The 25,289-nt window shown below is 69.5% G+C and carries 27 protein-coding genes and 4 pseudogenes; 21 read left to right on the top strand and 10 right to left on the bottom strand.

Features of this window, described 5'->3' with window-relative positions; translation table 11 throughout:
* The first annotated feature begins 68 nt into the window (after window positions 1–68).
* The 6 genes from paoA to ASF60_RS15660 all read left to right on the top strand — a co-directional run bounded on the left by paoA (window position 69) and on the right by ASF60_RS15660 (window position 7,361).
* Window positions 69–662 carry an aldehyde dehydrogenase iron-sulfur subunit PaoA gene (gene paoA, locus ASF60_RS15685; protein WP_056186812.1) on the top strand — a complete coding sequence of 198 codons (594 nt, stop codon included), beginning with the start codon at window positions 69–71 and terminating at the stop codon, window positions 660–662.
* Window positions 659–1,609, top strand: a complete 951-nt coding sequence (locus ASF60_RS15680; protein ID WP_056186804.1) for an FAD binding domain-containing protein — start codon at window positions 659–661, stop codon at window positions 1,607–1,609. The genes paoA and ASF60_RS15680 overlap by 4 nt, the downstream gene beginning before the upstream one ends.
* A 3-nt stretch (window positions 1,610–1,612) precedes the next feature.
* On the top strand, window positions 1,613–3,832 hold the full coding sequence (gene paoC / locus ASF60_RS15675) for an aldehyde oxidoreductase molybdenum-binding subunit PaoC (protein WP_056186798.1): 2,220 nt from the start codon (window positions 1,613–1,615) through the stop codon (window positions 3,830–3,832).
* A 48-nt stretch (window positions 3,833–3,880) separates the two neighbouring features.
* Window positions 3,881–6,091: an aldehyde oxidoreductase molybdenum-binding subunit PaoC gene (gene paoC / locus ASF60_RS15670; protein ID WP_056186796.1), complete on the top strand. Its 2,211-nt coding sequence runs from the start codon at window positions 3,881–3,883 to the stop codon at window positions 6,089–6,091.
* A gap of 116 nt (window positions 6,092–6,207) precedes the next feature.
* The gene (locus ASF60_RS15665) at window positions 6,208–6,606 is read left to right on the top strand and encodes a (R)-mandelonitrile lyase (RefSeq protein ID WP_244478453.1); all 399 of its coding nucleotides are present in this window, start codon (window positions 6,208–6,210) and stop codon (window positions 6,604–6,606) included.
* 35 nt (window positions 6,607–6,641) lie between these two features.
* Complete coding sequence (locus ASF60_RS15660) at window positions 6,642–7,361, top strand: RibD family protein (protein ID WP_082507990.1); 720 nt, start codon at window positions 6,642–6,644, stop codon at window positions 7,359–7,361.
* Window positions 7,362–7,937: 576 nt separating this feature from the next.
* Here the strand turns inward: ASF60_RS15660 and ASF60_RS25750 are convergent.
* A complete protein-coding gene (locus ASF60_RS25750; protein ID WP_274533561.1) occupies window positions 7,938–8,078 on the bottom strand; it encodes a helix-turn-helix domain-containing protein in 141 nt (46 codons plus the stop codon).
* Between the two features lie 199 nt (window positions 8,079–8,277).
* Between ASF60_RS25750 and ASF60_RS15655 the strand changes: the two genes are divergently transcribed.
* Genes ASF60_RS15655 through ASF60_RS15645 form a run of 3 tightly spaced genes read left to right on the top strand, consistent with a single transcriptional unit; the run spans window position 8,278 to window position 11,347 of the window.
* Window positions 8,278–10,428: a M48 family metalloprotease gene (locus ASF60_RS15655; RefSeq protein ID WP_056186788.1), complete on the top strand. Its 2,151-nt coding sequence runs from the start codon at window positions 8,278–8,280 to the stop codon at window positions 10,426–10,428.
* A gap of 10 nt (window positions 10,429–10,438) precedes the next feature.
* Window positions 10,439–10,942: a hypothetical protein gene (locus ASF60_RS15650; protein ID WP_056186785.1), complete on the top strand. Its 504-nt coding sequence runs from the start codon at window positions 10,439–10,441 to the stop codon at window positions 10,940–10,942.
* A gap of 54 nt (window positions 10,943–10,996) precedes the next feature.
* Window positions 10,997–11,347, top strand: a complete 351-nt coding sequence (locus ASF60_RS15645; protein WP_056186781.1) for a hypothetical protein — start codon at window positions 10,997–10,999, stop codon at window positions 11,345–11,347.
* 3 nt (window positions 11,348–11,350) lie between these two features.
* Here ASF60_RS15645 and ASF60_RS15640 read toward each other — a convergent pair whose 3' ends face one another.
* Genes ASF60_RS15640 through ASF60_RS15630 form a run of 3 tightly spaced genes read right to left on the bottom strand, consistent with a single transcriptional unit; the run spans window position 11,351 to window position 12,927 of the window.
* Entirely contained in the window at window positions 11,351–12,043 is a 693-nt protein-coding gene (locus ASF60_RS15640; protein WP_056186778.1) for a hypothetical protein, read from the bottom strand.
* Between the two features lie 52 nt (window positions 12,044–12,095).
* Complete coding sequence (locus ASF60_RS15635) at window positions 12,096–12,614, bottom strand: hypothetical protein (RefSeq protein ID WP_056186775.1); 519 nt, start codon at window positions 12,612–12,614, stop codon at window positions 12,096–12,098.
* Window positions 12,601–12,927 carry a hypothetical protein gene (locus ASF60_RS15630; RefSeq protein ID WP_056186772.1) on the bottom strand — a complete coding sequence of 109 codons (327 nt, stop codon included), beginning with the start codon at window positions 12,925–12,927 and terminating at the stop codon, window positions 12,601–12,603. The genes ASF60_RS15635 and ASF60_RS15630 overlap by 14 nt, the downstream gene beginning before the upstream one ends.
* A gap of 361 nt (window positions 12,928–13,288) precedes the next feature.
* Here ASF60_RS15630 and ASF60_RS15625 point away from each other — a divergent pair, with 361 nt between their 5' ends.
* From ASF60_RS15625 to ASF60_RS24560, 6 genes and pseudogenes are all read left to right on the top strand, one after another.
* Complete coding sequence (locus ASF60_RS15625) at window positions 13,289–13,747, top strand: hypothetical protein (protein WP_244478449.1); 459 nt, start codon at window positions 13,289–13,291, stop codon at window positions 13,745–13,747.
* A 109-nt stretch (window positions 13,748–13,856) separates the two neighbouring features.
* Window positions 13,857–14,357: pseudogene (locus tag ASF60_RS26095) on the top strand (hypothetical protein).
* Window positions 14,358–14,359: 2 nt separating this feature from the next.
* A complete protein-coding gene (locus ASF60_RS23830; protein WP_082507989.1) occupies window positions 14,360–14,968 on the top strand; it encodes a hypothetical protein in 609 nt (202 codons plus the stop codon).
* Window positions 14,969–15,021: 53 nt separating this feature from the next.
* A complete protein-coding gene (locus tag ASF60_RS15610; protein WP_056186769.1) occupies window positions 15,022–15,300 on the top strand; it encodes a hypothetical protein in 279 nt (92 codons plus the stop codon).
* Window positions 15,301–15,310: 10 nt separating this feature from the next.
* Entirely contained in the window at window positions 15,311–15,964 is a 654-nt protein-coding gene (locus ASF60_RS15605; protein WP_056186766.1) for a hypothetical protein, read from the top strand.
* An 11-nt stretch (window positions 15,965–15,975) separates the two neighbouring features.
* Window positions 15,976–16,695, top strand: a complete 720-nt coding sequence (locus ASF60_RS24560) for a hypothetical protein (RefSeq protein WP_056186763.1) — start codon at window positions 15,976–15,978, stop codon at window positions 16,693–16,695.
* 423 nt (window positions 16,696–17,118) lie between these two features.
* On the opposite strand, the gene ASF60_RS15590 is transcribed toward ASF60_RS24560, so the two are convergent.
* A complete protein-coding gene (locus tag ASF60_RS15590) occupies window positions 17,119–17,517 on the bottom strand; it encodes a hypothetical protein (protein WP_056186758.1) in 399 nt (132 codons plus the stop codon).
* A gap of 144 nt (window positions 17,518–17,661) precedes the next feature.
* Here ASF60_RS15590 and ASF60_RS15585 point away from each other — a divergent pair, with 144 nt between their 5' ends.
* Window positions 17,662–17,928 (top strand): hypothetical protein, encoded by a 267-nt coding sequence (locus ASF60_RS15585; RefSeq protein ID WP_056186754.1) that lies wholly within the window; start codon window positions 17,662–17,664, stop codon window positions 17,926–17,928.
* On the top strand, window positions 17,925–18,518 hold the full coding sequence (locus tag ASF60_RS15580; protein ID WP_056186752.1) for a hypothetical protein: 594 nt from the start codon (window positions 17,925–17,927) through the stop codon (window positions 18,516–18,518). Before ASF60_RS15585 ends, ASF60_RS15580 begins: the two co-directional genes overlap by 4 nt.
* 205 nt (window positions 18,519–18,723) lie before the next feature.
* Here ASF60_RS15580 and ASF60_RS15575 read toward each other — a convergent pair whose 3' ends face one another.
* Entirely contained in the window at window positions 18,724–19,977 is a 1,254-nt protein-coding gene (locus ASF60_RS15575) for a DUF3829 domain-containing protein (RefSeq protein WP_056186749.1), read from the bottom strand.
* On the opposite strand from ASF60_RS15575, the gene ASF60_RS26035 reads away from it, so the two are divergent.
* Window positions 19,976–20,110 carry a hypothetical protein gene (locus ASF60_RS26035; protein ID WP_274533560.1) on the top strand — a complete coding sequence of 45 codons (135 nt, stop codon included), beginning with the start codon at window positions 19,976–19,978 and terminating at the stop codon, window positions 20,108–20,110. The genes ASF60_RS15575 and ASF60_RS26035 overlap by 2 nt on opposite strands.
* A gap of 455 nt (window positions 20,111–20,565) precedes the next feature.
* Here ASF60_RS26035 and ASF60_RS26240 read toward each other — a convergent pair.
* Window positions 20,566–20,803: pseudogene (locus tag ASF60_RS26240) on the bottom strand (IS91 family transposase); the annotation flags it as partial.
* A gap of 1 nt (window position 20,804) precedes the next feature.
* Window positions 20,805–20,980, bottom strand: a pseudogene (locus ASF60_RS24555) (transposase); the annotation flags it as partial.
* On the opposite strand from ASF60_RS24555, the gene ASF60_RS24550 reads away from it, so the two are divergent.
* Entirely contained in the window at window positions 20,961–21,353 is a 393-nt protein-coding gene (locus ASF60_RS24550) for an MBL fold metallo-hydrolase (RefSeq protein ID WP_056186747.1), read from the top strand. The pseudogene ASF60_RS24555 and the gene ASF60_RS24550 overlap by 20 nt on opposite strands.
* 578 nt (window positions 21,354–21,931) lie before the next feature.
* On the opposite strand, the gene ASF60_RS15565 is transcribed toward ASF60_RS24550, so the two are convergent.
* Window positions 21,932–22,312: a hypothetical protein gene (locus ASF60_RS15565; protein ID WP_056186744.1), complete on the bottom strand. Its 381-nt coding sequence runs from the start codon at window positions 22,310–22,312 to the stop codon at window positions 21,932–21,934.
* Window positions 22,313–22,818: 506 nt separating this feature from the next.
* Here ASF60_RS15565 and ASF60_RS15560 point away from each other — a divergent pair.
* Both ASF60_RS15560 and ASF60_RS15555 read left to right on the top strand, forming a co-directional pair.
* Window positions 22,819–24,576: a hypothetical protein gene (locus ASF60_RS15560; RefSeq protein ID WP_056186741.1), complete on the top strand. Its 1,758-nt coding sequence runs from the start codon at window positions 22,819–22,821 to the stop codon at window positions 24,574–24,576.
* A gap of 2 nt (window positions 24,577–24,578) precedes the next feature.
* A complete protein-coding gene (locus ASF60_RS15555) occupies window positions 24,579–25,028 on the top strand; it encodes a hypothetical protein (RefSeq protein ID WP_056186738.1) in 450 nt (149 codons plus the stop codon).
* A gap of 172 nt (window positions 25,029–25,200) precedes the next feature.
* Here the strand turns inward: ASF60_RS15555 and ASF60_RS24545 are convergent.
* Window positions 25,201–25,289 (bottom strand): annotated as a pseudogene (locus tag ASF60_RS24545) (IS5/IS1182 family transposase); the annotation flags it as partial.

The following is a 25,289-nucleotide window of genomic DNA, read 5'->3' as shown; positions in this document are numbered from 1 at the left end:
CACCTGCAACTGGCTCGGAGACCGAAATGGGACGACCTGGAGATTACGATTTGAACCGGAGAGACCTGATGGTCGGAGCATCCGCCACGGCTGCCTTTGCGGCCGTACCCTCGACGGCGGGCGCCGCGCCCGCGGGCACCGACAAGCCCGTGCTGGCGAGGGTGTCGCTGACGGTGAACGGCCAGCGCCACGATCTCGAACTCGACACCCGCACCAGCCTGCTCGATGCTGCGCGCGAGCACCTGCACCTGACCGGCTCCAAGAAGGGCTGCGACCACGGACAGTGCGGCGCCTGCACCATGATCGTCGACGGACGGCGCATCAATTCCTGCCTGACCCTCGCGGTCATGCACCAGGGCTCAGAGATCACCACCATCGAGGGCCTAGGCCAGCCAGAGAACCTGCACCCGATGCAGGCTGCCTTCATCAAGCACGACGGCTACCAGTGCGGCTACTGCACGCCCGGCCAGATCTGCTCCGGCGTCGCGGTGCTCGCCGAGATCAAGGCCGGCATCCCGAGCCATGTTACCGCCGATCTCAACGCACCGATGCAGGTCACGGACGCCGAGATCCGCGAGCGCATGAGCGGCAACATCTGCCGTTGCGGCGCCTATTCCAACATCGTCGAGGCGATGACCGAAGTGTCCGGGAGGCCCGCATGAAATCCTTCACCTACGAGCGCCCGGGTTCGCCCGCCGAGGCGGCCGCCACCGTTGCCCGCACCCCGAACGCCAAGTTCATTGCCGGCGGTACCAATCTCCTCGACCTGATGAAGTTGCAGATCGAGACCCCGACCCACCTCGTGGACGTCAACGGCCTCGGCCTCGACAAGATTGAAGCGACGCCGGAGGGCGGCCTTCGCATCGGTGCTCTCGTGCGCAACACGGATCTGGCCTCCGACGCCCGCGTCCGTAAAGACTACGCCGTGCTCTCTCGTGCCCTGCTCGCCGGCGCTTCGGGCCAGCTGCGCAACAAGGCCACCACCGCCGGCAACCTTCTGCAGCGCACCCGCTGCCCGTATTTCTACGACACCGCCCAGGCCTGCAATAAGCGCCAGCCGGGATCCGGGTGCTCGGCCCTCGACGGGGTCAGCCGGCAGCTCGCCGTGATCGGCGCGAGCGACGCCTGCATCGCCACGCATCCCGGTGACATGGCGGTGGCCATGCGGGTGCTCGACGCCACCGTCGAGACCGTGGACGCCAAAGGCGCATCGCGAAAAATTCCGATTGCCGAGTTCCACCGCCTGCCGGGCGACCGGCCGGAGGTCGACACCACGCTTGCGCCGGGCGAGCTCATCACGGCGGTGACGCTGCCGAAGCCCCTCGGCGGCGCCCACATCTACCGCAAGGTTCGCGACCGGGCCTCCTACGCCTACGCCCTGGTCTCGGTGGCGGCGGTGGTGCAGCCGGACGGCTCGGGCCGCGCGGCCTTCGGCGGCGTCGCTCACAAGCCCTGGCGCGTGGAAGCCGCCGAGGGCGAGATGGCCCGAGGTGCCAAGGTTGTGACGGCGAGGGTCTTCGATGGCGCCAAGCCGACGCACGAGAATGCCTACAAGCTGAAGCTGGCCGAGCGCACGCTCAATGCGGCGCTGAACGAAGCGAGGGCCTGAGCCATGAAGTTCGACACCCCCGCCGGCCAGAACCCCATCGATCAGCTGAAGGTCGTTGGCAAGGCCACCGACCGCATCGACGGCAAGTACAAGACCACCGGCACGGCAGCCTATGCCTACGAGCGCCACGACGTCGCGGCGAACCAGGCCTACGGCTATGTGCTCGGCGCCAGCATCGCCAAGGGCCGCATCCGTGCCATCGATACGGCGTCGGCCAAGAAGGCGCCTGGCGTCCTCGGCATCGTAACGACTCTTGAGCACCCCCGGATGGAGCGTGGCATGATGAACGCCGCGTACCTGTTTGGCGGCGACCAGGTGCAGCACTACCATCAGGCCATCGCCGTGGTCGTGGCAGAAACCTTCGAGCAGGCCCGCGCCGCCGCCTTCCTCGTGAAGGTCAGCTACGCTCCCGAGGCCGGCAAGTTCGATCTCGCTGCCGAGGCGAAAGGCGCCAAGCCAGTTCCCGGCGACAGCGGCGAGGGTAGCGGCGGCAACGGCGAGGAACGTGTCGGCGACTTTGAGGGTGCCTTCGCGGAGGCCCAAGTAAAGCTCGACGAGACCTACGTCACCGCTGACGAGAGCCACGCGATGATGGAGCCCCATGCCACCATTGCGGCATGGGACGGCGACAAGGTCACCCTGTGGACCTCGAACCAGATGATCGCCTGGGGTCAGGAAAGCATGGCTAAGATCCTAGGCATCCCCAAGGAGAACGTCCGCCTCGATTCCCCCTACGTAGGCGGCGGCTTCGGCGGCAAGCTGTTCGTACGTGCCGACGCGGTACTCGCGGCACTTGGCGCCAAGGCTGCCAAGCGCCCGGTGAAGGTAGCCCTGACGCGTCCGATTATCGCCAACAACACCACCCACCGCCCGGCGACCATCCAGCGGGTGCGCATCGGCGCGACGAAGGACGGCACGATCACGGCCATCGCCCACGAGAGCACGTCCGGGAACTTGGCGGAGGGCGATCCCGAGACGGCGGTGAGCCAGACCAAGCTGCTCTACGCGGGCGCCAACCGCCTCACCGCAATGAAGCTCGCCCATCTCGACCTGCCCGAGGGCAACGCCATGCGCGCGCCCGGCGAGGCCCCCGGCCTGATGGTCCTGGAGGCTGCCATGGACGAAATGGCGGACAAGCTCGGGATCGACCCCGTGGAGTTCCGGGTCCGCAACGACACCCAGGTCGACCCGCATGCGCCGGATCGGCCGTTCTCGCAGCGTGACCTCGTCGGCTGTCTCAAGCTCGGCGCCGAGAAGTTCGGTTGGTCCAAGCGCAGCGCCAAACCCGGTCAGGTTCGCGACGGGCGCTGGCTGGTCGGCCTTGGCGTGGCCGCGGCCTTCCGGAATAACCTCACGATGAAGTCGGGCGCCCGCGTGCACTTGGACGGCGCCGGCATCGTGACGGTCGAGACCGACATGACCGACATCGGCACGGGCACTTACACCGTCATTGCCCAGACCGCCGCCGAGATGATGGGCGTCCCCCTCGACAGAGTGGTGGTGCGCCTCGGCGACTCGTCGTTCCCGGCCTCGGCGGGATCGGGTGGCCAGTGGGGCGCGAACTCCTCCACGTCCGGCGTCTACGCGGCGTGCGTGAAGCTGCGTGAGGCGGTGGCGCAGCGTCTCGGCATCAACTCGGCGGACGCCGTTTTTGCCGACGGGCAGGTCCGTTCCGGCAACCGGGCGGTATCGCTGGGTGACGCCGCAGCGAAAGGGAACCTCACGGTCGAGGACACCATCGAGTTCGGTGACATCTCGAAGAAGCAACAGCAATCGACCTTCGGCGCCCACTTCGTCGAGGTCGGCGTCGACATCGACACGGCGGAGATCCGTGTCCGGCGCATGCTGGCCGTGTGCGCGGCCGGTCGCATCCTCAACCCGAAATCGGCGCGCAGCCAGGTCATCGGTGGCATGACCATGGGCACCGGCGCGGCCCTGATGGAGGAACTCGCGGTCGACACCAAGCGAGGCTTTTTCGCCAATCACGACCTTGCCGGGTACGAGGTTCCGGTCCACGCCGACATCCCGCATCAGGAGGTGATCTTCCTGGACGAGGTCGATCCGATGTCCTCGCCGATGAAGGCCAAGGGCGTCGGCGAGCTCGGAATCTGCGGGGTCGGCGCGGCGGTGGCGAATGCGGTCCACAACGCCACCGGCATCCGCGTGCGGAGCTATCCCATCACCCTCGACAAGCTTCTCGACCAGATGCCGGACGCGGCCTGAGCGCCACGTCCAGGCAACATCGGAAAGGCGTAGGGTCAAGGTTAGAGCATGAAGTTCGAGACACCGGCAGGTATCAACCCCATCGACCGGCTTAAGGTCGTAGGGAAGCCAACGGATCGGATCGATGGCCCCCTCAAGACGACGGGGACCGCACCCTACGCCAATGACTGGCACGACCCGGAGGTGAAGCTCGCGCACGGCTATGTGGTCGGCGCGGGCATCGCCATGGGCCGGATCGTCTCCGTCGACACCTCCCGTGCGGAAGCTGCCAGCGGCGTGCTGGCGGTCGTCACGGCGGCGAATGCGGGCAAGCTCGACAAGGGCGAGTTCTACGTGGCACGAGCGCTCGCCGGGCCGGACATCGACCATTATCATCAGGCGGTCGCTGTGGTCGTCGCCGAGACCTTCGAGCAGGCCCGTGCCGCCGCGGCCCTGATCAAGGTCGACGCGGTCGCGACTGACGGGGCCTTCGATTTGTCCGCAGCCAAGGACACCGCCCCGGTGCCCAAGCCCGGCCAGTTCGGCGGTCCTACCGAGACCCATGTCGGGGACTTCGAGGGCGCTTTCGCCTCGGCGCCGTTCCAGCTGGATGCGGCCTACACGACACCCGACCAGACCCACGCGATGATGGAACCGCACGCCACCGTGGCCTCCTGGGAGGGCGACCGCCTAACGGTATGGACCTCGATACAGCAGATGAACTGGGGCGTGCGGGACCTCGCCAGGACGTTGGGCATCCCGAAGGACAGGGTCCGGATGATCTCGCCCTACATCGGCGGAAGCTTTGGCGGGAAGGGCACGATCCTCTCCGACGCGGTCTTGGCCTCGCTTGGGGCCCGTGCATCCGGACGCCCGGTCAAGGTCGCCCTGCCGCGGCCCTTGATGGCCAATAACCTGACACACCGCCCGGCCACGATCCAGCGGGTTCGCATCGGCGCGACCAAGGATGGACGCATCACCGCCATCGGCCACGAGAGCTGGTCGGGGAACCTCGCGGGCGGCCGGCCCGAGAGCGCCGTCCTTCCGACCCGCTTGCTCTACGCCGGCGCCAATCGGATGACGCGCCTTCGCCTGGCGCATCTCGACCTTCCGGAAGGGAGCGCCATGCGTGCGCCCGGCGAGGCGCCCGGCATGATGGCGCTTGAGGTCGCCATGGACGAGATGGCGGAGAAGCTCGGGATCGACCCCGTGGCCTTCCGCATCCTGAACGACACCCAGGTCGATCCTGAGAAACCGGAGCGTGCCTTCTCGCAGCGCCAATTGGTCGAGTGCCTGCGCCAGGGGGCCGAGCGCTTCGGCTGGGACAGGCGGGTTGCGAAGCCTGGCCAGGTCCGCGACGGGCGTTGGCTCGTCGGCATGGGGATGGCGTCTGCGATCCGAGGCGCACCGGTGACGAAGTCGGCCGCGCGCGTTCGGCTCGATGCCAGGGGCGTGGTGACGGTCGAGAGCGACATGACCGATATCGGTACCGGCACCTATACCATCATCGCCCAGACGGCGGCTGAGATGATGGGTTTACCCCTGGACCGCGTCGTCGTGCGACTGGGGGATTCGAGCTTTCCTGAGAGTTCCGGGTCGGGGGGACAGTGGGGCGCCGCGTCCTCGACCGCTGGCGTCTACGCTGCCTGCATGCGCTTGCGGGAGGCGGTTTCGCAGCGTCTCGGCATCAACTCCGCCGATGCTGTGTTCGAGGACGGGCTCGTACGGTCCGGCAATCGCGAGGTCGCCCTGGCCGAAGCCGCGAAGGCGGGGTCCATCGTCGCGGAGGATGCCATGGAGTTCGGCGACCTGACCAAGCGGTTCGCGATCCAAACCTTCGGCGCCCACTTCGTCGAGGTCGGAGTGGACGTCGACACGGCGGAGATCCGGGTCCGCCGCATGCTCGCGGTCTGCGCGGCCGGCCGTATCCTCAACCCGAAGGCGGCGCGAAGCCAGATCATCGGGGGCATGACCATGGGCGTCGGCGCGGCCCTGATGGAGGAGCTCGCGGTCGACACGAAACGCGGCTTCTTCGCCAACCACGATCTCGCAGGTTACGAGGTCCCGGTCCACGCCGATATCCCCCACCTGGACGCGGTCTTCCTCGACGAGGTCGATGCCGCCGCGACGCCCCTGAAAGCCAAAGGGGTCGGGGAGCTCGGAATTTCCGGGGCCGCCGCGGCGGTGGCCAACGCCATTCACAATGCCACCGGCGTGCGGGTCCGGGACTATCCCATCACCCTCGACAAGCTGCTCGAACGGATGCCCGACGCGGCCTGAGAAAATTCAAGGAAACCGACATGCGTATTCCCGTCGGAGCGGCCTCTCTCACCCTGGCCGCCGTTCTTGCCAGCGGCGTAGGCTGGCCCTGCACCGCCAGTCCCACTCAGGAGACGCTGGCCATCCAGCGTAGCGGTTCAGAGGCTTCCACGAAAGGAGCGGCCGAGAACTTCACGGGGGCCGTCCGGGTCGACCCGCTCGTCAAGGAAAGGCCGCCCTCGCGGTTGTCGGGCGGTCTCGTCACTTTCGAGCCGGGTGCTCGGACGGCGTGGCATACCCACCCGCTCGGCCAGACCCTGATCGTCACGGCCGGGGTGGGCCTGGTCCGGCAAGCGGGCGGTCCGGTGACGGAGATCCGCCCAGGCGACGTGGTTCGCATCCCGCCAGGGGTGCGGCACTGGCATGGGGCTTCGCCCACCGCCGGCATGAGCCACATCGCGCTGTCGGAAGCGCTCGACGGCAAGGTCGTCGATTGGATGGAGCAGGTCACGGACGCCGAGTACCGCGGCGACTGACGCGACGCTAACCCGAGGAAGAGTGAGTTCGCGAGATGCGTCCGAAGATCATCTGCCACATGGGAAGCTCCATCGACGGCCGGCTCCACCCGAGCCGCTGGACCCCTCCCGCCGCCGGCATCCAGAAGGGACTTGTCCATCGATACTACGACGAGACAGCCGCGCGCCTTGATGCGGAAGGGTGGATCGTCGGGCGTACGACCATGGCCGAGATCGCGAAGGGGCATCCCCGTTCCCCGAAGGTCCCCCCCGGCGATCTTCGCAGGACCCATGTCGGCGACCGTAAGGGCCGCGACCTCGCGGTCGCCATCGACCCCCACGGGAAGGTTAACTACGGCCGGGACGACGCCGGCGGGGACCATATCGTGGCTGTCCTCGGAGAAAGCGTCACCGACGCCTACCTCGCGGAGCTTCGCGAGGACGGGGTCTCCTACATCTTCGCCGGTCCGGACGGCCGTGACCTCGTCGGCGCGATGGCGACCCTGGGCGAGACCTTCGGCGTGAGGACCCTGCTGCTGGAAGGGGGAGGCATCATCAATGGTGCCTTCCTGAAAGTCGGGTTGATCGACGAGGTCAGCCTGCTTGTCTCGCCCGCCCTTGATGGCCTTGCGGGCGTACCAACCATCTTCGAGTACCATGGTGAGCCCGACGAGCGGCCGGCGGCGGGCAAGGCGCTTCGGCATCTCCACACCGAGACTTTGGAAGGCGGCACCGTCTGGCTCAGGTATGCCGTCGAGGACGCTCCCAGCCTCTGAGCGCCTCGTGAGCATGACCCGCCGCTGATTAAAGGCCGCCCAACCCGATTTCGTAAGCTGAAAAGGACAGGGTCGCAGGAAATTTCCGTGCGACCCTGCCATAACTCTAGATTGTTTTAGAAGGTAACTTTGATGCGCTGAAACGGATCATTGGTTCGGCTATCATCAAGCGGGCGTATCAGCACTGCCGTAGTGCAGGACGACCATGATGTTGGTGATATTAATCGCCGGGTTCGCGCCATGTGTAGTAGCGCCCCTGTATCGGTCGCTAGTTCCTGCAGCGTCGTAGTATTCTCGGCTTTGACGATGAGAGCGGCTGAGCGGAGGGGTAGGCCTCTGTCGATAGGACCTATGTCTGCTTGAAGACATTAGCCACCGAAAGCAGCCAGACCGCTACCCACCCAACCCAGCCGTTTAGTGGACCGGCGGGTCCCGACCCAACACAGTCATAAGGACCGCCATCAGCGCTTCCCGAAAGCGGCCATTCGTCGGCCGTCCGGCAATTTCGGCTCGGGATGGGTAACGGACCTTGACCTTCTGCCCCGAAGCGGACACCGAACCATTGGAGTGCAGCAGTCACCGTCTACCGGCAGAGGCCAAGCTGCCTCTGTCAATGATCTCGACCGCGCCACGACGTAGCTCGACCAGACCAGCCTCTGCCCATTGCGCCAGAATGCGACTCACCACCTCGCGGACGCTGCCGATGTCAGTGGCTATTTCCTGGTCAATCGAAAGACTGGCGCCATGGACCTGATCAAGGGTGAGAGCCGCAAGGTCGATAGGATCTCGTGCCGCAAGCACGACAGCCTCATCCCGATTCCAGTGGACGAGCGTCCGGCGAACAAATTCTGAGTGACCCGTTCTGGCTCCGAACGCATCTGAGGAGGCGGGTATCCCTGACGTAGCTAATTCGCGCATGCCCTTGCGCTTGCGTTCCGTCACGCACCTGATCGCCGCCACCGTCCTCCTGCCCTTGGGCATCCTGCTCCTCGGCCTGTGGGAGCAGGAGCGGGCCGGCGCCGATTGGGCCGACCTCGCCGCCGAGCGGGAGCACCTGACCCGGATCGTCGCGGATCTGGAGGCGCGGGCGCCGCCGGACGGGCGCCCCGATTTCCGGATGCAGTTCCGCCGCAACGGCAAGGGTTATGGCGGTCCACTCGCCCTGGTTCAGGCCCGGGCGGCTCGGGACGAGGTCGCGACCCTGACGACGATCATGGACTGGCGCCGCCTGCTCCCGCCCGTGGTCGTCGCGGCCGGGGGGGGCGCCGCACTCCTGTCAATCCTCGTGCTCCTCACCGGCGCCGCTCTCGGGCGGCTGGGGCGGGCCTCGCGCGACGCGCTGGTGGCCGGTTTCTCGTGGATGCGCCGCCTGCTGCCGCCGGTGCTCACCCTCCAGGTGCTCTTTACCACGGCGGGCTTTGTCGCCGCCGTGGTCTTCGAGGCCGGGTTGCTGGCACGGCCCGGGCTGGGCGGCGGCGAGATCAAGATGCTGTTCGTGGCCGTCGTCGCCATCGGGGCGGTCCTGGTCGCGGCGGGCGCCACAGTGCTCGGCCTGCGCCGGGCGCTCTCCGCCTTCGAGCCCGACCCCCTGTCGATCTTCGGCCGGGTCGTCTCGCCCGCCGAGGCGCCGGGCCTGTGGCGGCTCACCGAGGGGCTGGCCGACCGGCTCGGGGCGCTGAAGCCGGAGGCCGTGGTGGTCGGCCTTACCGGAGGCTTCTTCGTCAGCGCCGGCCCGGCCGTGGTCGAGCCCGGCGGAGCGCCGCTGACGGGCCGGATCTTCTACCTGCCGCTGCCCTACCTCGCCCTGCTGCGGGGCGACGAGGTGGCGGCGATTATCGGCCACGAACTCGCCCACTATGCCGGCGGCGACACCGTTTACAGCCAGCGCTTCCTGCCGATCTACGCCGGCGTCGGCCGCTCCCTCGACGCGGTGGCGCAGGGGCATGCCGGGTCCTTCGGGCTCCTCGGCCCGTCCTTGCGCCTCGGCGTCTTCGTCATGGAGAACTTCCACCTCGCCGTGCGTCACTGGAGCCGGACCCGCGAGTTCGCGGCCGATGCGGCAGGCGCTGGCCCGGCCTCCGTGGACGCCGCCGCGCGGGCGCTCCTGCGCACGGGGGCGGTGGCCCCCCGCATCGCCGAGACCTTGGACGCCGCCGCCGAGGCGCCCGCGTCCGCCCCCGCCGACCTCGTGGCGGCGAGCCTCGACCACGCCATCGCGCGCGGCCTCGACGATCCGGCGACGCATCTCGAAGCAGAGCAGGCCCACCCCACCGACACCCATCCGCCGACCCGCGAGCGCGTGGCGGCCCTCGGCCGGACCCTCAACGCCGAACTCCTGGCCGCCGCCGCCGCCGTGCCGCCCCCGCACGCGCTCGGCCAGCTCGCGGCCTACTTCGCCGATCCCGCCGGCCTTTGCTGCGCGGCGACGCACGACTTCCTCGACGCCGTGCGGGCCCACGACGCGGCGTTCCGCGCGCACCTGGAGGCGACGGTGGCGGAGATCGGCACCGAGGCGCGGGTGCTGCGCGAAAGCACCCGCCCGGGGGCCATCGCCCTCCTGGTGGCCAGCGGCTTCTTCATCGGGGTCGCCCTCCTGTGGCTCGCCGCCGGCCTGCCCGGCCTGTCCGCCAGCCAGGCGGGGGCCGTTATGGGGGTGGCGCTGGCCTGCGGGGCGGTCCTCGGCGGCATCGGCGGTTTCCGGCTGTGGCGGGGCGAGCGCACGACGATGATCCTGAGCCCCGATTACGTGGCGGTGCCCGGCCTCGACCGGCCGATCCCCTGGGACAGCATCGCCGACCTCGACATGACGACCCGGCAGAACGGCGTCGTCACCCGCCTGCTGCTGCCGCCGGAGGCGCCGTTCCCGCAACGGGTGCCGGGCGGCCGCAAGGTGAAGCTCGATGCGGGCCGGCGTATCGTCACCATCACGGCGGGCCTGCCGTACCGGATGTCGGTACAGGACTTCGCCGGCCTCATCGGCCGTTACCGGCAGGCGGCGCAGGCGCGCCGTGTCCTGGCCGAGACCGCGGCGGCCTCCGAATCCTCCCAGACTCCCGCGATCCCGTGAGGTTCCGAGCATGAACACCGCCGCCGACCGCCCCGAGCCCCTGCGCCTGCCGCCGCCCCGCCAGGGCTGGGGCAACATCTTCTGGACCCTGTTCGGCCTCGTGGCGCTAGCGGCCCTCCTCGTCGCCTGCGCCGTCTACACGGCCCCGCCGGTGATCTCGGATTGGCAAATCCGGGACACGGCGCGTCCCGTCGCCGCCGCGCGGGTGAGCGACGGCAAGTGCAGCGCGAAGATCGTGCTCCATCTCTGCGACATGACCCTCACTCTGCCCACGCCGACGGGCACGGTGGTGCGCCGGATCAATACCGTGTTCACGGGCATGCACGTGGGCGATTACAGCGTCCGGGTGCTGGCTGATCCGGCCCGGCCCGACCTCGTCACCACCGATCTCGCCCTCGACCGCCTGTGGAACCGCACCGTCACGCTTCTAGTCATCGCCGGGGCGCTGGCGGTCATCATCGTCGCGGCCCTCGCCGCGATGGTGCGCAACCGGCGCGCCGGCGCGATGGGCTAACGCGGTCACGGCCCGGGCGGATCGCTCCGAAACACGAGGGATAAGGACCAGTACATGATCATCTTCTGGACCGGGCGCGGCTACTGGGTCGTCCTCTTCGTGGCGCTGGCGATGTTCCTGCCCCTGATCGTCCTGCGGCAGGTCGACGGGCCGGAAGTTGACAGGGCGGTCTGCCTCACCATGAGTCTCGCGGCGCTCGCTGTCCTCGGTCTCGGATGGCGCTGGAACCACGGCACGACCTTCGGGCCGGCCGGGCGCGACCACGCCTTTTGGGGGCTGCCGATGCAGGTCTGGGCCGTGCCGATGCTCGTGTTCGCGGCCCTGCTCGGGACCGGCACCATCACCACGGCGGAGGCCTCGCTCGCCCGCCCTTCCCTCCAAGAACCCGGCGGCGTTGTTCGGTAAATCTCAGCCCCGCGACACGAAAAACCAGTTCGGCGCGAGGCGGCGGTCGCTCTCGGCCTCGGAGGCGGCCGGAAACATGTCGTCCGGCCGGTACAAGAACGACGTGCCCCAGGGCGTGCCCCCCGGGATCGGTTCGTCCAGGCCGATCTCGCCGCCGGGACCGCGGGTGAACCCCGCGAGCCCGAGGCGTTCGAGGGCGTCGCAGAGGGCGCGGTAGCGGTCGTAGGGAACCCCGAGTTCCCGCAGGACGTCGATCTCCCGCAGGCTGTCCGTGTCGCGCGCGCCTTGCGGGCGGTACGGGGTGACGCGCTGGCCGTTGACGAGGCGGGTGCTCTCCCACCACGCCGTTCGCTCCGCCTCCGCCGGAGGATCGTCCCGCCTGCGTTCGAAGGACACCAGGGTGGGCATGGCCGCGATCTGCGCCACCACGGCGTCGAGCCGCGATCGGTTCAGAACGAAGTAGCCCGTCGTCGTTCCGAACGCCGCCCAGATCACGGCAGCAGAGAAGACCGCCAGGGCCAGGAAGGCCGCGACCCGGCGCTTCGCCGCGCGGGCGAACGCCGGCACCGCGACGACGGCCGCGGCGATCCCCGGGGCCGGCGCGTAGGCGACGAGGGCCCAGCCGAACACGACGACACCGCAGCCGCCGACGATGAGGGCCGCCCTTCGCGTCCCGTCGGACCGAGGGGCAATCATGGCGGGACGATCATCGCCGAGAATCCCCGACCAGAATCCTCGAACGGCGCCGTCATCGAACGGCCGCACGGTCGCTGCGGGCGCGTCGCGCCGGGAGGTGCCGGCCCAGGAGCATGAGGCCGAGCCAAGCCAAAACCCAAGCCAAAACCCAGGCCGAAAACCACGCCGCTAGCCAGATCTCGTACAGGTGGGCGTCGAGGGCGGCTTCCCCATCGAGGCCGAGCCAGCGCGCGAGCCCGTGCGGGACCGGAAGGTCGGTCCAGAGGAAGACGCGCAGGACCGGGATCGAGAGCAGGCCGACGGCGAGGACGAGGCCGGCCGCCCGGTAGAGGGGCCGCGCCGCGCCTTCCACGGTGCCGACGAGGCCGCCGACGAGGGCCGTGCCGAGCCAGAGTTCGACGGGCCGCAAGGTCGGATCGGTTCCGGGTTCGGCGGGCAGGAGGGGAAACAGCAGGAAGACCGGGGCGAGGCCGAGCGCCAGCAGCAGCCCGAGGAGCGGAACGTGCAGCAGCCGCAGGACGCAGCGTCGGACCGGATCGCCGGCGTCGGGGCCCCGCTCAGCCGTCCGCATCGCGCGCCCGGTCGAGGGCCTTCAGGATGGTGGGGTCGCCCCGGTGGCGCCGTCGCAGGGTCCGCTCGTCCGCCCCGGCGGCGTCGCAGCGCAGGCGCTTCACGGCCGCCGCGATGGCCCGGCCGCGCGCCGCGTCCGTGGCATCCTCCCCGCCCCAATGGTTGCAGTCTCGCAGCCGCGTCACGTACGCCGTCACGTCGCCCGGCAGAGCGGGCTCGGCCCGGACGGCGAGCGGTCCGAGGAGCGGCACGGCGAGAAGCGTTGCGAGCGGCCCGGCAGAACCCTTGGCAACCTTGGCGAGAACGGTCCGCATGGCTCTCCATCCTGCCTTTCCTCGGGCGTCCCGCGCCGTATACAGGGAACCCGCATGAGACGCAGCCTTCTCCCCGCCGCCCGCTTCGCCGCCGCCCACTTCGCGCTCCTCGCAGCGTGCCTCCCCGCCTCGTCAATGGCGGTGGGATGGGAGGCGGCGCGGTTCGAGCCGCCCGCAAAGACCGAGACCGCGACGTCTGGAGAGGGCAAGATGTCGGGGGAGGGCAAGCAGATCACCTGCACCACCTACCGCGATCTCATGGTGCGCGAGAGCGACACCGACACGCCGGACCCCGAAGACGCGACCCTCGTGCCCCTTGCGAACGGCGCCGCTCCCGCCTGCGCCGCCGCGCCGGGGACGGGTGCGCGCATCCTGGCGACCGCCGGCCAGCGCTTCCTCGGCCGCGCGGGCGGGTTCCTCGTCTATCGAGCAGGCGAGCACCAACGGCACCGTCTCGCTCGCGGTGCTCGACGCAGGCACGGGCCGTATCCTGATCCGGGACACGACCGCCGAAGCCGGCATCGACTCCTTCGCGGTCGCGGACGGGACCGTGCGGCTCGGTTTCCAGCGCGGCGTGCAGGGGGCCTGCTCGATCCCGAAGCATGGGGCCGCGTGCTGGATGCGGATCGCCCGCGACGGGGTGCTTCCCTCCGCCGTCGCGGCTCTGCCGGCGCCCGTAAAGGCCTGCGCTGAGACCTATCGGGCCGGAAGGGCCCCGAAGGACACGCTCAGCATCGTCTCATTTCCCGTACGCCTCACGGGGACCGCCCCGCCCACCGTCGAGGCGAGCGGCCCGGTGCGCTGCGTCCCGACACCGTGAGGGCGATCTCACCGTGAGGGCGGGTTTCGCCCTGAAGGCAAATCTCACCCCGTCATCGAAACGTCACGCCAAGCCCGCATCCGGGTCCGCCCATCCGAGGAAACACCGCATGATCTCACGCCGCCACGCCTTCGCCGCCGCCCTGGCGGTGCTGTCCGCGACCGCTGCGCAAGCCGAGCCGACCATCGGCCTCGCCGAGCGCCGGGCCATCGCAGCCTACCGACAGGACCGCTACCCCGCGCAGGAGAAGGCGATCCAGGAGGCAGCGGGCTTTGCCGTACCGGTGGAGGTAGCGTGGGACCAGCTCACGATTCCGGGCGACGCCAAGTATTATTCCGACCCGGGCTACTTTGAGAAAACGATCTTCGAGCCCCTCGCCACCGGTCTGAAGGAGGTGGCCAAGGACACCATGGGCCGCGAGGCTCTGGCCTAGAAGCTCAAGACCATCCGCGTCCGCTTCGACGAGAAGACCGCCCCCGCTTCGAACTACCCCAACGGCCTCACGTTCATCGGCGGGGTCCTCGACGTGAACTGGCGGCCGTTCTCCAACGTCGCCGACAGCAAGGACCGGGTCGAGGCCGTGGTGAAAGTGCTGGAGAAGGGCCTCTGACGGTGCGTGGCACCGCCCTGGGCCTCGCCGCCCTGCTCGCCGCCTGCGGCGCGGCGGCGGCCGAGCCGGCCGCCCGGTCCGGCACCTACGACAGCCTGACCCTGGCGGTTTCCGGCGATGCGGTGACGGGAGTCTTCGCCGAGCAGCGGGGGGCGGCAGATGCCGGGAGCCCGCAATTCGCCTGCGTGTTCCTCCTGCGCGGGACCCTCGCGGGCGACCGAGCCAAGGTCGAGACGTGGTTTCCCGACGAGCCGGAGCGCATTCCGGGAGACCTCGCCTTCACCCCGGACGGCGCCGCCCTGACCCTCGCGGAAGATCACGGCGGTTGTTCGATGACCACTGGCGCGATGGTGGGCACCCCCTACGCGCTTTCGCGGCGTGCGGCGGCGGCCCCGGACGGATGGATCGGCGTCGGCCTCGTGACGGCCGAGCGCACGGCCTTCCGGCCGGAGCCCGGGCCGGTTCCGGCCCGTGCGCCCTACCTCGTCCAGCTCGATCCCGTCGCGGTGCTGGAGCGGCGGGACGCCTGGGTGCGCGTACGCTACCGGGGGAAGAAGGCCCCGGTCATCGGCTGGCTGCCGGCGGCCGACCTCGCCGTGGTGATGCCCTAATCCCCCTCATCGCCCCAAGGGGCCGGAGGCCGGCCCCCCATACAGGATACCCAATGCGTCGATCGCTGCCCCTCACCCTCGCCCTGATCGTCTTCGCGGCCGGGCCCGCCCTCGCCCAGGCGCCCGCCGGGCCGCCGCGCCCCGCCACGACCTGGATCACAATCGAGGAGCCCATGAGCACGCTCCTCAACGGAGGCCACCGCATCGTCTCCGCCTCTGGTCCGAGCTTCACCCTGGAGCGGGGCGGCAAGTACGTGGTCTGCGAGGTGCGGCCGGCGGGCGGGATGCGCGGCGCGGCCGAGACCACCTCGACCTGCCACCGCGTGAACTAAGGCCGGCGCGTTGGAAGCCAGGGACTCGTCCCTCCACGCGCGGTTCGACGCCCTGTGGATACGGACCGTTGGCACGCCCGGCGCGGCGGCGTGGCGGGCCCTCGACGCGGGCTACGGCGCGGCGGACCGGCACTATCACGGCTGGCCCCACGTCGCGGCGCTGCTCGCGGGGCACGATTCCGTGCGGGCGCATCCCGATTTCGCCGGCCTCGACGGTGACGCCATCGACCTTGCCATCGTCTTCCACGGCGCCGTCTACGACACCGCCCGCGCCGACAACGAAACCCGCAGCGCCGACCTGCTGCGTGCCGAGGCGGGGCCGGCGTCCGGGGATGCGCTCGTCCGGGCCTCGATCGCGATGATCCACGCGACGGCGGCGCACGGCCCGAGCGCGGACCTGGCGACACGGCTCCTCCTTGACCTCGATCTCGCCGTGCTCGGTGCGCCGCGCGCCGTCTATGCGGCCTACGCGGCGGCGATCCGCCGGGAATACGCCGCCGTTTCCGAGGCGGCGTGGCGGCTCGGGCGCGCCCAGGTCCTCGACCGTTTCCTCGCCCGGCCGCGCCTCTACCAGACCGACCTCTTCCACGACCGCTTGGAGGCAGCCGCCCGCGCCAACCTCGCGGCGGAAGCGGCCGGGCTCCGTGCCGGCCCCCCGGAATAGGGACGTCCCGCATGCGTCCCTCGCGCCGCGTCGCGCTCCTCGTTGCGCTCCTGGGCCTGCCCCTCGTGATTGCGGCCTTCGCGGCGGAGGGCCGGTTCGGCACCACGCGGTACCGCCTCGCCGGGACCGCGTACGCCGTGCCCCACACCTACGAGTTTTCCCGAAACTTCCGCCTACCCTGGCTCGACGCGCTCCCGGGGCTCGGCCGGGAGCCGGCGGACGCGCTCTGGCTGATGCTGCCCGCCGCCGAGGTCGCGGCGGGCCTCCCCGGCTACAGCCCCCTCAGCCACGGCCATGCCGGCCCGTTCGCCACCGACCTCGTGGTCCACGTCGTGGGCGACCCGGACGGTCGCCACTTCGCATTCCTCCACGCCCGGCAATGGGGCACTTTCGATGCGCGGCTGGCCAAGGGCGCACCGTGGCGGCCCGACCCGTCCGGCGGCGAGCGCCTCGTCCATTCCGAAGGCGTCGACCACCGGCGCTTCTACCGCCTCCCGTCCCGGCAAGCGGCACGGCCGGCCGACCAGACGCCGCCCAGCTGCCTCGCCTCGGACACCTCGGACGGGCGCGAGGTCTCCACCTGCACCTACCTCGTCCACCGCGATGGCCTGACCTACGATTTCTCTCTGCGCCCGGAGAATCTCGCCGTGGCCGACCGCGTGCCGGCCTACGTCCTGGCGCGCCTCGCGGCCTGGAAGCGTCCGGCACCGGCCCGGGAGAGAGTTCCCTGATCCGCCGCGACCCGGCCTACTGGCAGCGCCTGCGTAAGGACCGTCCCTCGAACGTGGCGGCCGGGCTCGCCGTCGTGGCGGGCCTCGCCGCCGCCGTCTCGGTCACCGCCTGCCTCGTGCCGGGACCGCACGGCGCCGCCCGTGCCCAGCCGCTCTACTGGCTGTCGATGCTGCCCCTGGTCTGGTGGGCGAACGGCCTGGTGCGGTTCGAGCCGCGCGCGGTGCGGTGCTGGCGGGCCGCCCTGTCCCTGGCCTGCCTCGGCGCCGGCGCGGGCCTCGCGGCGGCCCTGTGGCGGGCGGAGGATTGGACGCTGCCCCCCTCGGCTGCGCCGTCACCCTCGCGAGCGCGTGTGCGAGCCTCGCGGTCCACCGCGACAGCCTGGTCGCCCGCGAGAGGCCGGCGCGCTGAGCGCCACGGACCCGTCAGCGCCGGCGGATCGGCCGCAGGGGGCCGTGGAAGAAGCCAGGCTCCATCCCGATGGCAGCGGCGCGCTCACCGATCACGGCGAGGCCGCCCAGCAGCCCGGCGACAGGGGAATCGAGCAGGTCCGGATGGTTGAGGGCCTTGCCGATCTGGCGGCCCTCCCACCAGAATTCCGCGAAGAGCAGGGCGAGGAGGCCGAGTAGCCCCCAGGTCACCAGGCCCTGCCCGAGGAAGTAGACGCCGTAGGGCGGCGACAGGATCGTGCTGAGTTTGGCCAGACCGATCACCCCGGCAAAGCCCAGGACGAGGATCAGAAGCAGGCGGACCAGCAGGCGCCGATACAGGCGCAGGGCCAAGTCGAGTTCCTCCACGGAGGAGTGGTCGAGCTTCAGGGACATCCAGGTTCCTCACATGCGGTTCTTCCGCCTGATACGGTCCGGGAGGTGTGGCTGACAGGAGGCCGCTCCGCAACCTGCACCGGGGCGGGTGACATCTCGGGGCCGGACGCCCATGCTCGTTCGCCGATGCGAGGAGCCCGAACCGTGCTGGCTATCTTAGACCGCCTGTTCTCCCGATCCGCCAGGCCTGCCCCCGCGACGGGCCGCCTCACGCCCGAGCAGGCGGCGGCGATCGCGGCGCGCGCCGCGGCGGGAACGGGCACCGCCACCACCGGCACGGCCGTGCCGACCCGGACGGACACCGGCCTCGTCTGGGATGTCTGCGAGGCCGCCTACGGCAGCGGCTGGCGCGTGTTCGTAGACGACGCCACGGGCGCGCCCGGCCCGCTCGGGCGCTGGGGCCTCAGGTGAGCCCGACGGCACGGGGAAGAGCGCTCAGTGCGCTCGCCCTCCTGGGGCTTGCGTCCGGCTTCGCGCCACAGGCCGTGCAGGCGCGCGACGGGGGCGCCTACCCGCTGGCCTGCCGTGACGTCCACGCGGATTTCGCCCGCCATGAGGGGTGTGCCCGCCGCGCGGGGGACTTCGTCCGCATCGATCCCGCCCGCCTCGCGCGCATGCCGTTCCGGGGCGGGGTGACGGAGATCGTCGTCGACGGAATCGGCTGGCTCTGGGCGCGCCGCGACGGGCTGGCGCTGGCGGTGTTCCCCCTCGACAACGGGCCGGACCCGTTCGCGCAGGGGTTGGTGCGCGCGCGTCACGCCGGCAAGGTTGCGTTCCACGATCGGCGCCTGCGCCGGGTCCTGGCCACGGATTTCGACTGGTCGTTCCCGTTCAACGCCCACGGCGAGGCCCTGGTTTGCCAGGGCTGCCGCTCGGACGGGCGCCAGCCATCCGCCATGATCGGGGGCCGATGGGGGTTGATCGACCGGCGCGGCCGGCTGACGAGGCCGTTGGCGGAAGGCCGAGGCGCCGCCCGGCGCTACTTCGACTGGCCCCGATGAGGAGCGGACGACGCGATCGCGATCCCGCGCAAAGGTTCAGCGATCGCTCTCCGTCCGTCCTCATCAAGAGACGCCGATGCTACCCGTGGAACGCACGCTCCTTGACATCGGCCTGCTCGTCTCCCCGCAGACTTGCGGAGGCGTAAGGACGAGCATTTACATTGAAGGAGACATCAGTCCTGTCTTCAGCGATCTTCAGCTGACCTCAGCCTGGACGCACCCGACTCTCATTCTTATGGCAAGATTCTAGATCGCGTACCGAGCGGTTGTAGGTCTCGTTGAAGCGTTGCGCCGGTTGGCTCGGATCACTCTTGGCGCGAATGTCCCGGGCGACGTCCCGGCCGTGCCCAATCACGCTTGCAACCGTGTCGGTGTAGCCGGTGCAGGATGAGTTCGCCTTCGGGCTCATGCCGTCGAAGACCGTGCCGAGGTGGCGGTTGGCGTTCGAGACCTCGCCGAGTGCGGCCAGGAAGGGAGCGACATCCGCCTTCGGTCCCAGTGCCTCAAACCGCCGGACCGCGCGGCGCAGGGTGAGGCTGGTGGAGAGGAGGCGCCGTGCCGGCGCATCCTCCGGCAGAGTTGCCAGGCGGCGCTCATCCCGGGCGATCTCGCGCTCAAACAGGGCCGTGCCATACGCGTCCATCGCCTTGGCGGCCGCCTCGACGCGGGGGACGAGGATCGCGTGCTGCTCGCGGGCGAACTTGAAGCCATCCTCCTTGAATTCGCGCGTGGTCTGATAGCGCGTGAGCGCCTTCAGGATGGGATTGACCTCGCGCAGGGCTGCCAGCAGCTGGGAGGCCTGAGCATCCACCTCTGGCACGACGCCCGGCAAGGCAACGGCCTTCTCCAACTCGTCGATGACCCCATCGAAATCCACGATGCCGAAGTGGTACCAGGCGTTGGCGCCGAGTTTCGTTCCGAGCTTGAGCACCCGCTCGTTGTCGCGCCGGTAGTCGGCCAACTGCTGCTCCAGGGGATGCGATCGGACGAGGTGGTTCTGGGCCTCGGTGTAGGCATTGGCCTTCGCCAGCGCCTGAGCCTCGGGCGTCTGCGCCGGCGCCGGGCGGGCGGTCGCCCGAGCCGAGCCCGGCGGTGGCGGCGGGCTCTGCAACAGGGCCTGTGAGGCCGCGGGTGCGGCGGGAAAATCGCATTTGAATGCGTCGACCAAGCTTTTGCGCACGGCCTCATGAGCCTGGGCGCACTGATAGGCCACGGTCGGACGCGCCGCCTCGTTGCGCAGGACCGAGTCGCGGAAGCTCTCGCGCATCGTGTTGATGCCCTGGCGGATGCCGGGGCGAGCGGCTTCCGGTACGCCGGGGCTGGCGGCGCACTGGGCATAAGCCTCCAGGAAGGCGTCGCAGCTCTCGACGCCCACCGGTGTCACCTGCGTGACCGCCACCACGGGGGTGGCCGAGATCCCCCACAGGAGGGCCAGCGCACAGGCCGAGCGGTGAGACATGCCGAGCTTTCTCGTGGAGGCTGTGCTGCGCATTCTGGTCCTCGAAGTTGAAGCGTCTGGTCATGGAACGACGACGCTGGAGATTGCGGAGGGCGACGTGGACCTCGTTGCATCGACTAAGTCGGGATTGTAGCCGAGGAGATAGTCCGAACCCTCCTCGGTGATGCCTTTCCTCATAATTACGTGGACCTGGCTGGTCTCCGCCGGGGTTCTTCATCCTGGGGCAGATCGGCAATGCTGGATGACCGCTTTGTCGATCCGCCGCCAGTTAGCGGACAGACCGCAATCCTGAAGAGTTTCGGGCGCCGCGAGGCGTACGAAAGTCGTGGAAGAACGAACCTGCGGGATGGCAGGCACAGAGCTATGGGGATTTTGGCAGACCGTCGTCCCCAGCGAGGGACGGAAGGCGCGTGATTACCGGCGCCTGGGTACCTGAGCGCTCCCGGATTGCCCGGTCTCCGGCGTTTGGCGGAGCGCGACAGGGTCGGGCGACAGCGTTTGTGAAGACCATTCCGGCGTTCGGCACGCGGAGAGACGTGCCCCGAGGTGCGCCTCCTCGGATGTGTGGTGGTGTTAGGCCATGCCGGGTCATGGCGTACACGCCCGGTTCGGTGCGGCGCTGAACGGCGGCCCGCGCGGCTGGTACCAGCCTGCGAAGGAGCCGACGGTTCTCATGGGACCGCCGCAGCGGGGGCAAGGCGGTCGAACGTCGGTCGCAGCGACTCGGGTGTCCGGTTCAGGGTCGGTGGATCGCGGCGGGGCCGGTGTGCCGAGGATTGCGCGGATGTGGGCCAGACCAGCCTTCCGGTTCGAGCCGGAGAGGAAGNGTGTCCGGTTCAGGGTCGGTGGATCGCGGCGGGGCCGGTGTGCCGAGGATTGCGCGGATGTGGGCCAGACCAGCCTTCCGGTTCGAGCCGGAGAGGAAACCGTAGTGCCGGATGCGGTGGAAGCCGCGCGGCAGGACATGGAGGAGGAAGCGCCGGATGAACTCCCCGGCGGACACCTACAGGGATCGGCTGCACACGTTCGAGGGCGGCCCCGTCGCACCCGGGATCACGGCCGAGCCGTTGCCGGGCCATACGCCGGGACACACGGGATTCCACATCTCGTCGGGGCGGGACGGCCTGCTGATGTGGACCGACATCGTCCATCTGCCGGTGCTGCAGTCGCGCCATCCGGAGGCGTCAGTCGCCTTCGATGTCGATCCGACGCAGGCCATCGCTCAGCGGCGACGCATGTTCGACCGAGTCGCGACCGACAGGTTGCTGATCGCGGGCTCCCACCTCGATTTCCCGACGTTCTCGCACCTGGAGGCATTGAGTGGAGGTGGTTATAATTTCATCCCGGAGGTCTGGCGTTCAAAACTGACTAACTAAACATAAGCTGGTCAACGTGGCGGGTCGAACATATCACGGCTGAACCGTATGTTCTATAGGTGCCTTATCTCGACCTAGTTACTTTCCGCACGGGCGACAGTCTTAGCTGGTGGAAATGGGTTGCAAGTAAGCGGAACGGGTTGTTCGCTTCAGTGTCTGGGCCACTCGGAAATAGATCTTCGCATATCCACCTTACCCGGTCGTGGAGCTGACGGACGGGTCCCGACCCATCTATGCCGTGGAATCTGAACTCCGTCGTTTCCGGAAGGGGACCTTCGTAGCCCAAAGGTAAGGGGAAGCGTTCGTGTTCCAAGAGTTTGGTGGTTAGCGCCATCGATAATGACTTTGTTCTGGGCGTACTGGACCGCCCGGAGGAACGCCTTCTCCCCAAACTCGTCGAAGGCCGCCACCGCGTCGACGGCTTCCTCGACACTTAGGTTTAATGCCATGCCGGCATTGGGTGGGGGCCTTAAAGGAAGGCCCTAGCGGCGAGTGCGGGCATGGGGCCCGAGGGGCCCAAGGTACGGATCGGGAAATCCCACGATTCGCAGGATACCACGATGGAATCGGCGACGGCGTCACGTCGCCCGGGCGCGCCGGCGACGCAGGATCTCGGTGAGGGCGACCTGGAGGCGCTCGCCGACAAGCCTCTTGCCCTCGTCGTAGTCGCCGCCGCCGTTCCTTAAGGCCTTGGCCGCGTGGTCGAGGACCTTCTTCAGGGGCACGGCGTCGCCGCGTAGCGGAACGGGGCCCTCCACGTAATCTACGCCGTCGGGAAGGAACGCGCGCGCCAAGCCTGCGATGAGGGCGGCATCGACGGCGGCCGCCGAGCGCTGTTCCTCGCGCCACCGGCGGGCCCGCTCCTTGGCGGTCTCCCGCTCCCTGGCAACGCGGGCCGCCCGGGACACGTGCGTCTCGGGCTGCGGGAACTCTTCGAGGGCGTCGAGGGGCGTGCTCATGGCGGGTAGGATGCCACCCCAGCCGGAAAGGCACCAACGGGGTGCCCGCAGGCGTCAAGGATGACGGTCGCGCACACGTTGCGGCGGCCTGGGAATGCCCCTCGGAAGGATGCGGCACACACAGAGTGTTACGGAGTATGCTCCCCCTGGCCGCAGGCCAATGGCGGGGCAGGAAGATTATTTTCGCTCCGGCCCATCCCTAAGGACGGGTTCCGCGATCCTCCCTTCCTGAGGGAGCCTCGCCAGACACCCTTCCTGGCCCCGGTGACCCTGGATACCGCCCACCCCCGGCACACCCCCGTGGCGGCCATGCCGGGAACCGTGGCGGGCCTGTCTTCCATCCCTGCACCGTGGATTATCGATCCCGTCCTTCAAGTATATGGCAAGGATAGGGCCGACTCCTTCCGGGTTTGACCTTGCTGGAGTCCGGTGTACCCTGCCTGCATCGAAGTCGGTTCAAGTCGTGGCAGAGGTGCCCCGCGGCTTAGCCCAGCACAGGGACCGTCGTGACCCCCCGCAACATCTCCGGAGGCCAGGCCTCCATCCCCGCGGCGCCCGAGGGCCGTCGTTGGTCCTTCCAGGTCGACCAGCTTACGTATGCCCGCCTCCTCCACCCCAAGGGCGGAACGGGCCAGGTGGCTTTCGGCGGTCCCAAGCCCGGCCGCAAGCTGGGGCCCGATGGCAAGCCGGTCTTCACGTGGACCGACCAGCGCTGGTCTCCCCACTCCCTCGCGACCCGGACCCCCGACCTCCGCGGAGCCCGGTTCATGGCCATGGCGTCGTACCGCTACCACCAGCGGGGCGAGCCCAAGCCCTCGAAGAACGAAGCGAACATCGTCGGAATCGGCTCGTCCTGGCTTGACCTCGATACCTACGCGACCCCGGAATGGCGCGACGTCGCCCCGGAGGAGATCCGCGAGGTCATCCTCAACGCCATCGAGGATCTCGGTCTCCCCACCCCGTCCTGGATCGTGTTCTCGGGACGCGGGCACCAGGTGGTCTGGCAGTACCCGGCGCAGGCGTGGCATCTCATCGGAACCCGCTGGAAGGCCTTGCAGCGGACCCTGCACGAGAAGTTCCTGTTCCTGGGGAGCGACCCATCGGGCAGGACGGCGACCAAGTGGTTCAGGCTGCCTCAGACCAAGAACGAGAAGAGCGGCCTGCAGGTGTCGTTCGCCTGGCCGCACAGCCTCGCCGAAATCCAGCGCACGACCTTCGACACCCTCGCGGCCGCCGTCCTCCCGCACGCCCGCCAGTCCAAGGACGCCAAGGCCAAGGCCAAGGCCGACCGGATCGCGAAGGCCGCCGCCCGCGCCGCCCGTCCCCGCCGGGAAGGCCAGCATGGCGCCAAGCTGGGCTGGAGGTCGTACTGGGGGACGCTCAGGGGCGACCTGGAGAAGCTGTTCGCCCTCCGTCACGGCACCGGTCCCGTCCCGGATGGAGGTGGCCGCAACGCCTGGATCAAGGCCCTCGCCTACGCCGCCGCCTGGGACATGCCCGCGAGCGACCTGGAGGGCTACGTCCGGTCCGAGGCGGCCCGCTGCGGCCTGTCGGAGGCCGAGGCCCTGGCCAAGACGGTGACGATCCGGAAGCGGGCCAAGGACGCCGCCGAGGGCATCCGCGTCCTCTATCGGGGACGGAAGGTCGACCCCCGCTACCGCCCGGCGCCCCGGACGTTCTGCGAGGATCTCTCCATCACGACGATGGAGATGCGGAAGGCGGATTTGCGCATGCTCGTCGATTCCACCAGGAGGAAGGCCAACGCCGTCGGTCGGGTCATCACCGCCCGACGCCTTGCCGGCGTCACCGGCCGGGACGTCCAGCAGGCCACCCGGCTCGCCGTCGGCAAGGCCGCCATCGACATGCGCGATCTCGGCCTGACGAACGCCGAGATCCGCGACGTCTTCGACCTCCCGACCCAGCGCTACCTCGACACCTGCCTCCGGGACGCGCGGGCGGTCGCCGCCATCAGCGCCGTCACCCCTAAGCCCAAGGCGAAGCGCGCCCCGAAGCCCGTCCCGGCGCCCGAGCCCGTCGTCGAATCCGTGACCGTCGACGCCGAGCCTGAGGAGGTCTCGCGCGCACACGAAGTGTTACGGGGTACTAGGGAGACTGCGGTCATCGGTGACGGCGTAGTTGTGGCGCGCATCAACAGGTCCTATGATCTCAACGTCACGACGGTTGGCACCTACCTACCTCGCGCACGGACGCCCGCTGAGAGCCCACCGGCCCGGCGGGCGTCTTCGCGTCTGGTGGAGGCGTGACCATGCCGACGATGCTAGAGAACCGTCTGATCCAGCGCCAGCGCCTGGCCATCCAGGAGGGCTGGTACGGGGGCCGGCCCCGGGTCTCCCCCCATGGCCGGCGCAAATACTCGCCGTACGGCCACGTCCAGCACCTGACGTTGCATCACGAGCCCCGTCCGGCCCCGCCCGGCCATGACGAAGGCCGGGCCTATCTCCGACGCGTCCTCCAGGAATGGCGCACGACATACGCCGCCCTGTCCGCCGCCGACGATGCCGACGGGGGGCCGATCCGCCGCGCCCTCGTGGCCGCCGGGCTGGCGCTGGCCGACCCCGGCGTCGACGGGCAGGAACGCGCGGACGTCTACGTGACCATGTCGGCCATGACCCCGCCCCGGCACATCGACCGGGCCATCGCGATGATCGCCCGGCTTCCCACGGAGCCGTGGGACATCGCCAAGGACGGCCACTGAGGTCGGCGCCGGTCTCGAATCGTCTGGTTCGCGCTACGCTTCCTGATCGAGGACCAGGGGCGGACATGGGCACGGTGGGTTCGGGCACGGCGGGGTGGATGGCTGGATGGCTTCAGGTCATCGCCCGCGCGCAGGATGCCGAGGTCCGGCGGATGCTAGGGTCTGGACTCGATCAGCACCAGAAGGCGATGACGGCAGCGAGTGCGACGGCCGAGGCGTAGTTTCGGGCCAGCTTGTCGTAGCGGGTGGCGATGCGACGGA

It is taken from the genome of Methylobacterium sp. Leaf113 (assembly GCF_001423325.1).
Lineage (GTDB): Bacteria > Pseudomonadota > Alphaproteobacteria > Rhizobiales > Beijerinckiaceae > Methylobacterium.
The sequence above is the reverse complement of the archived record's forward strand: the minus strand, read 5'-3'. Positions and strand labels throughout refer to the sequence as shown.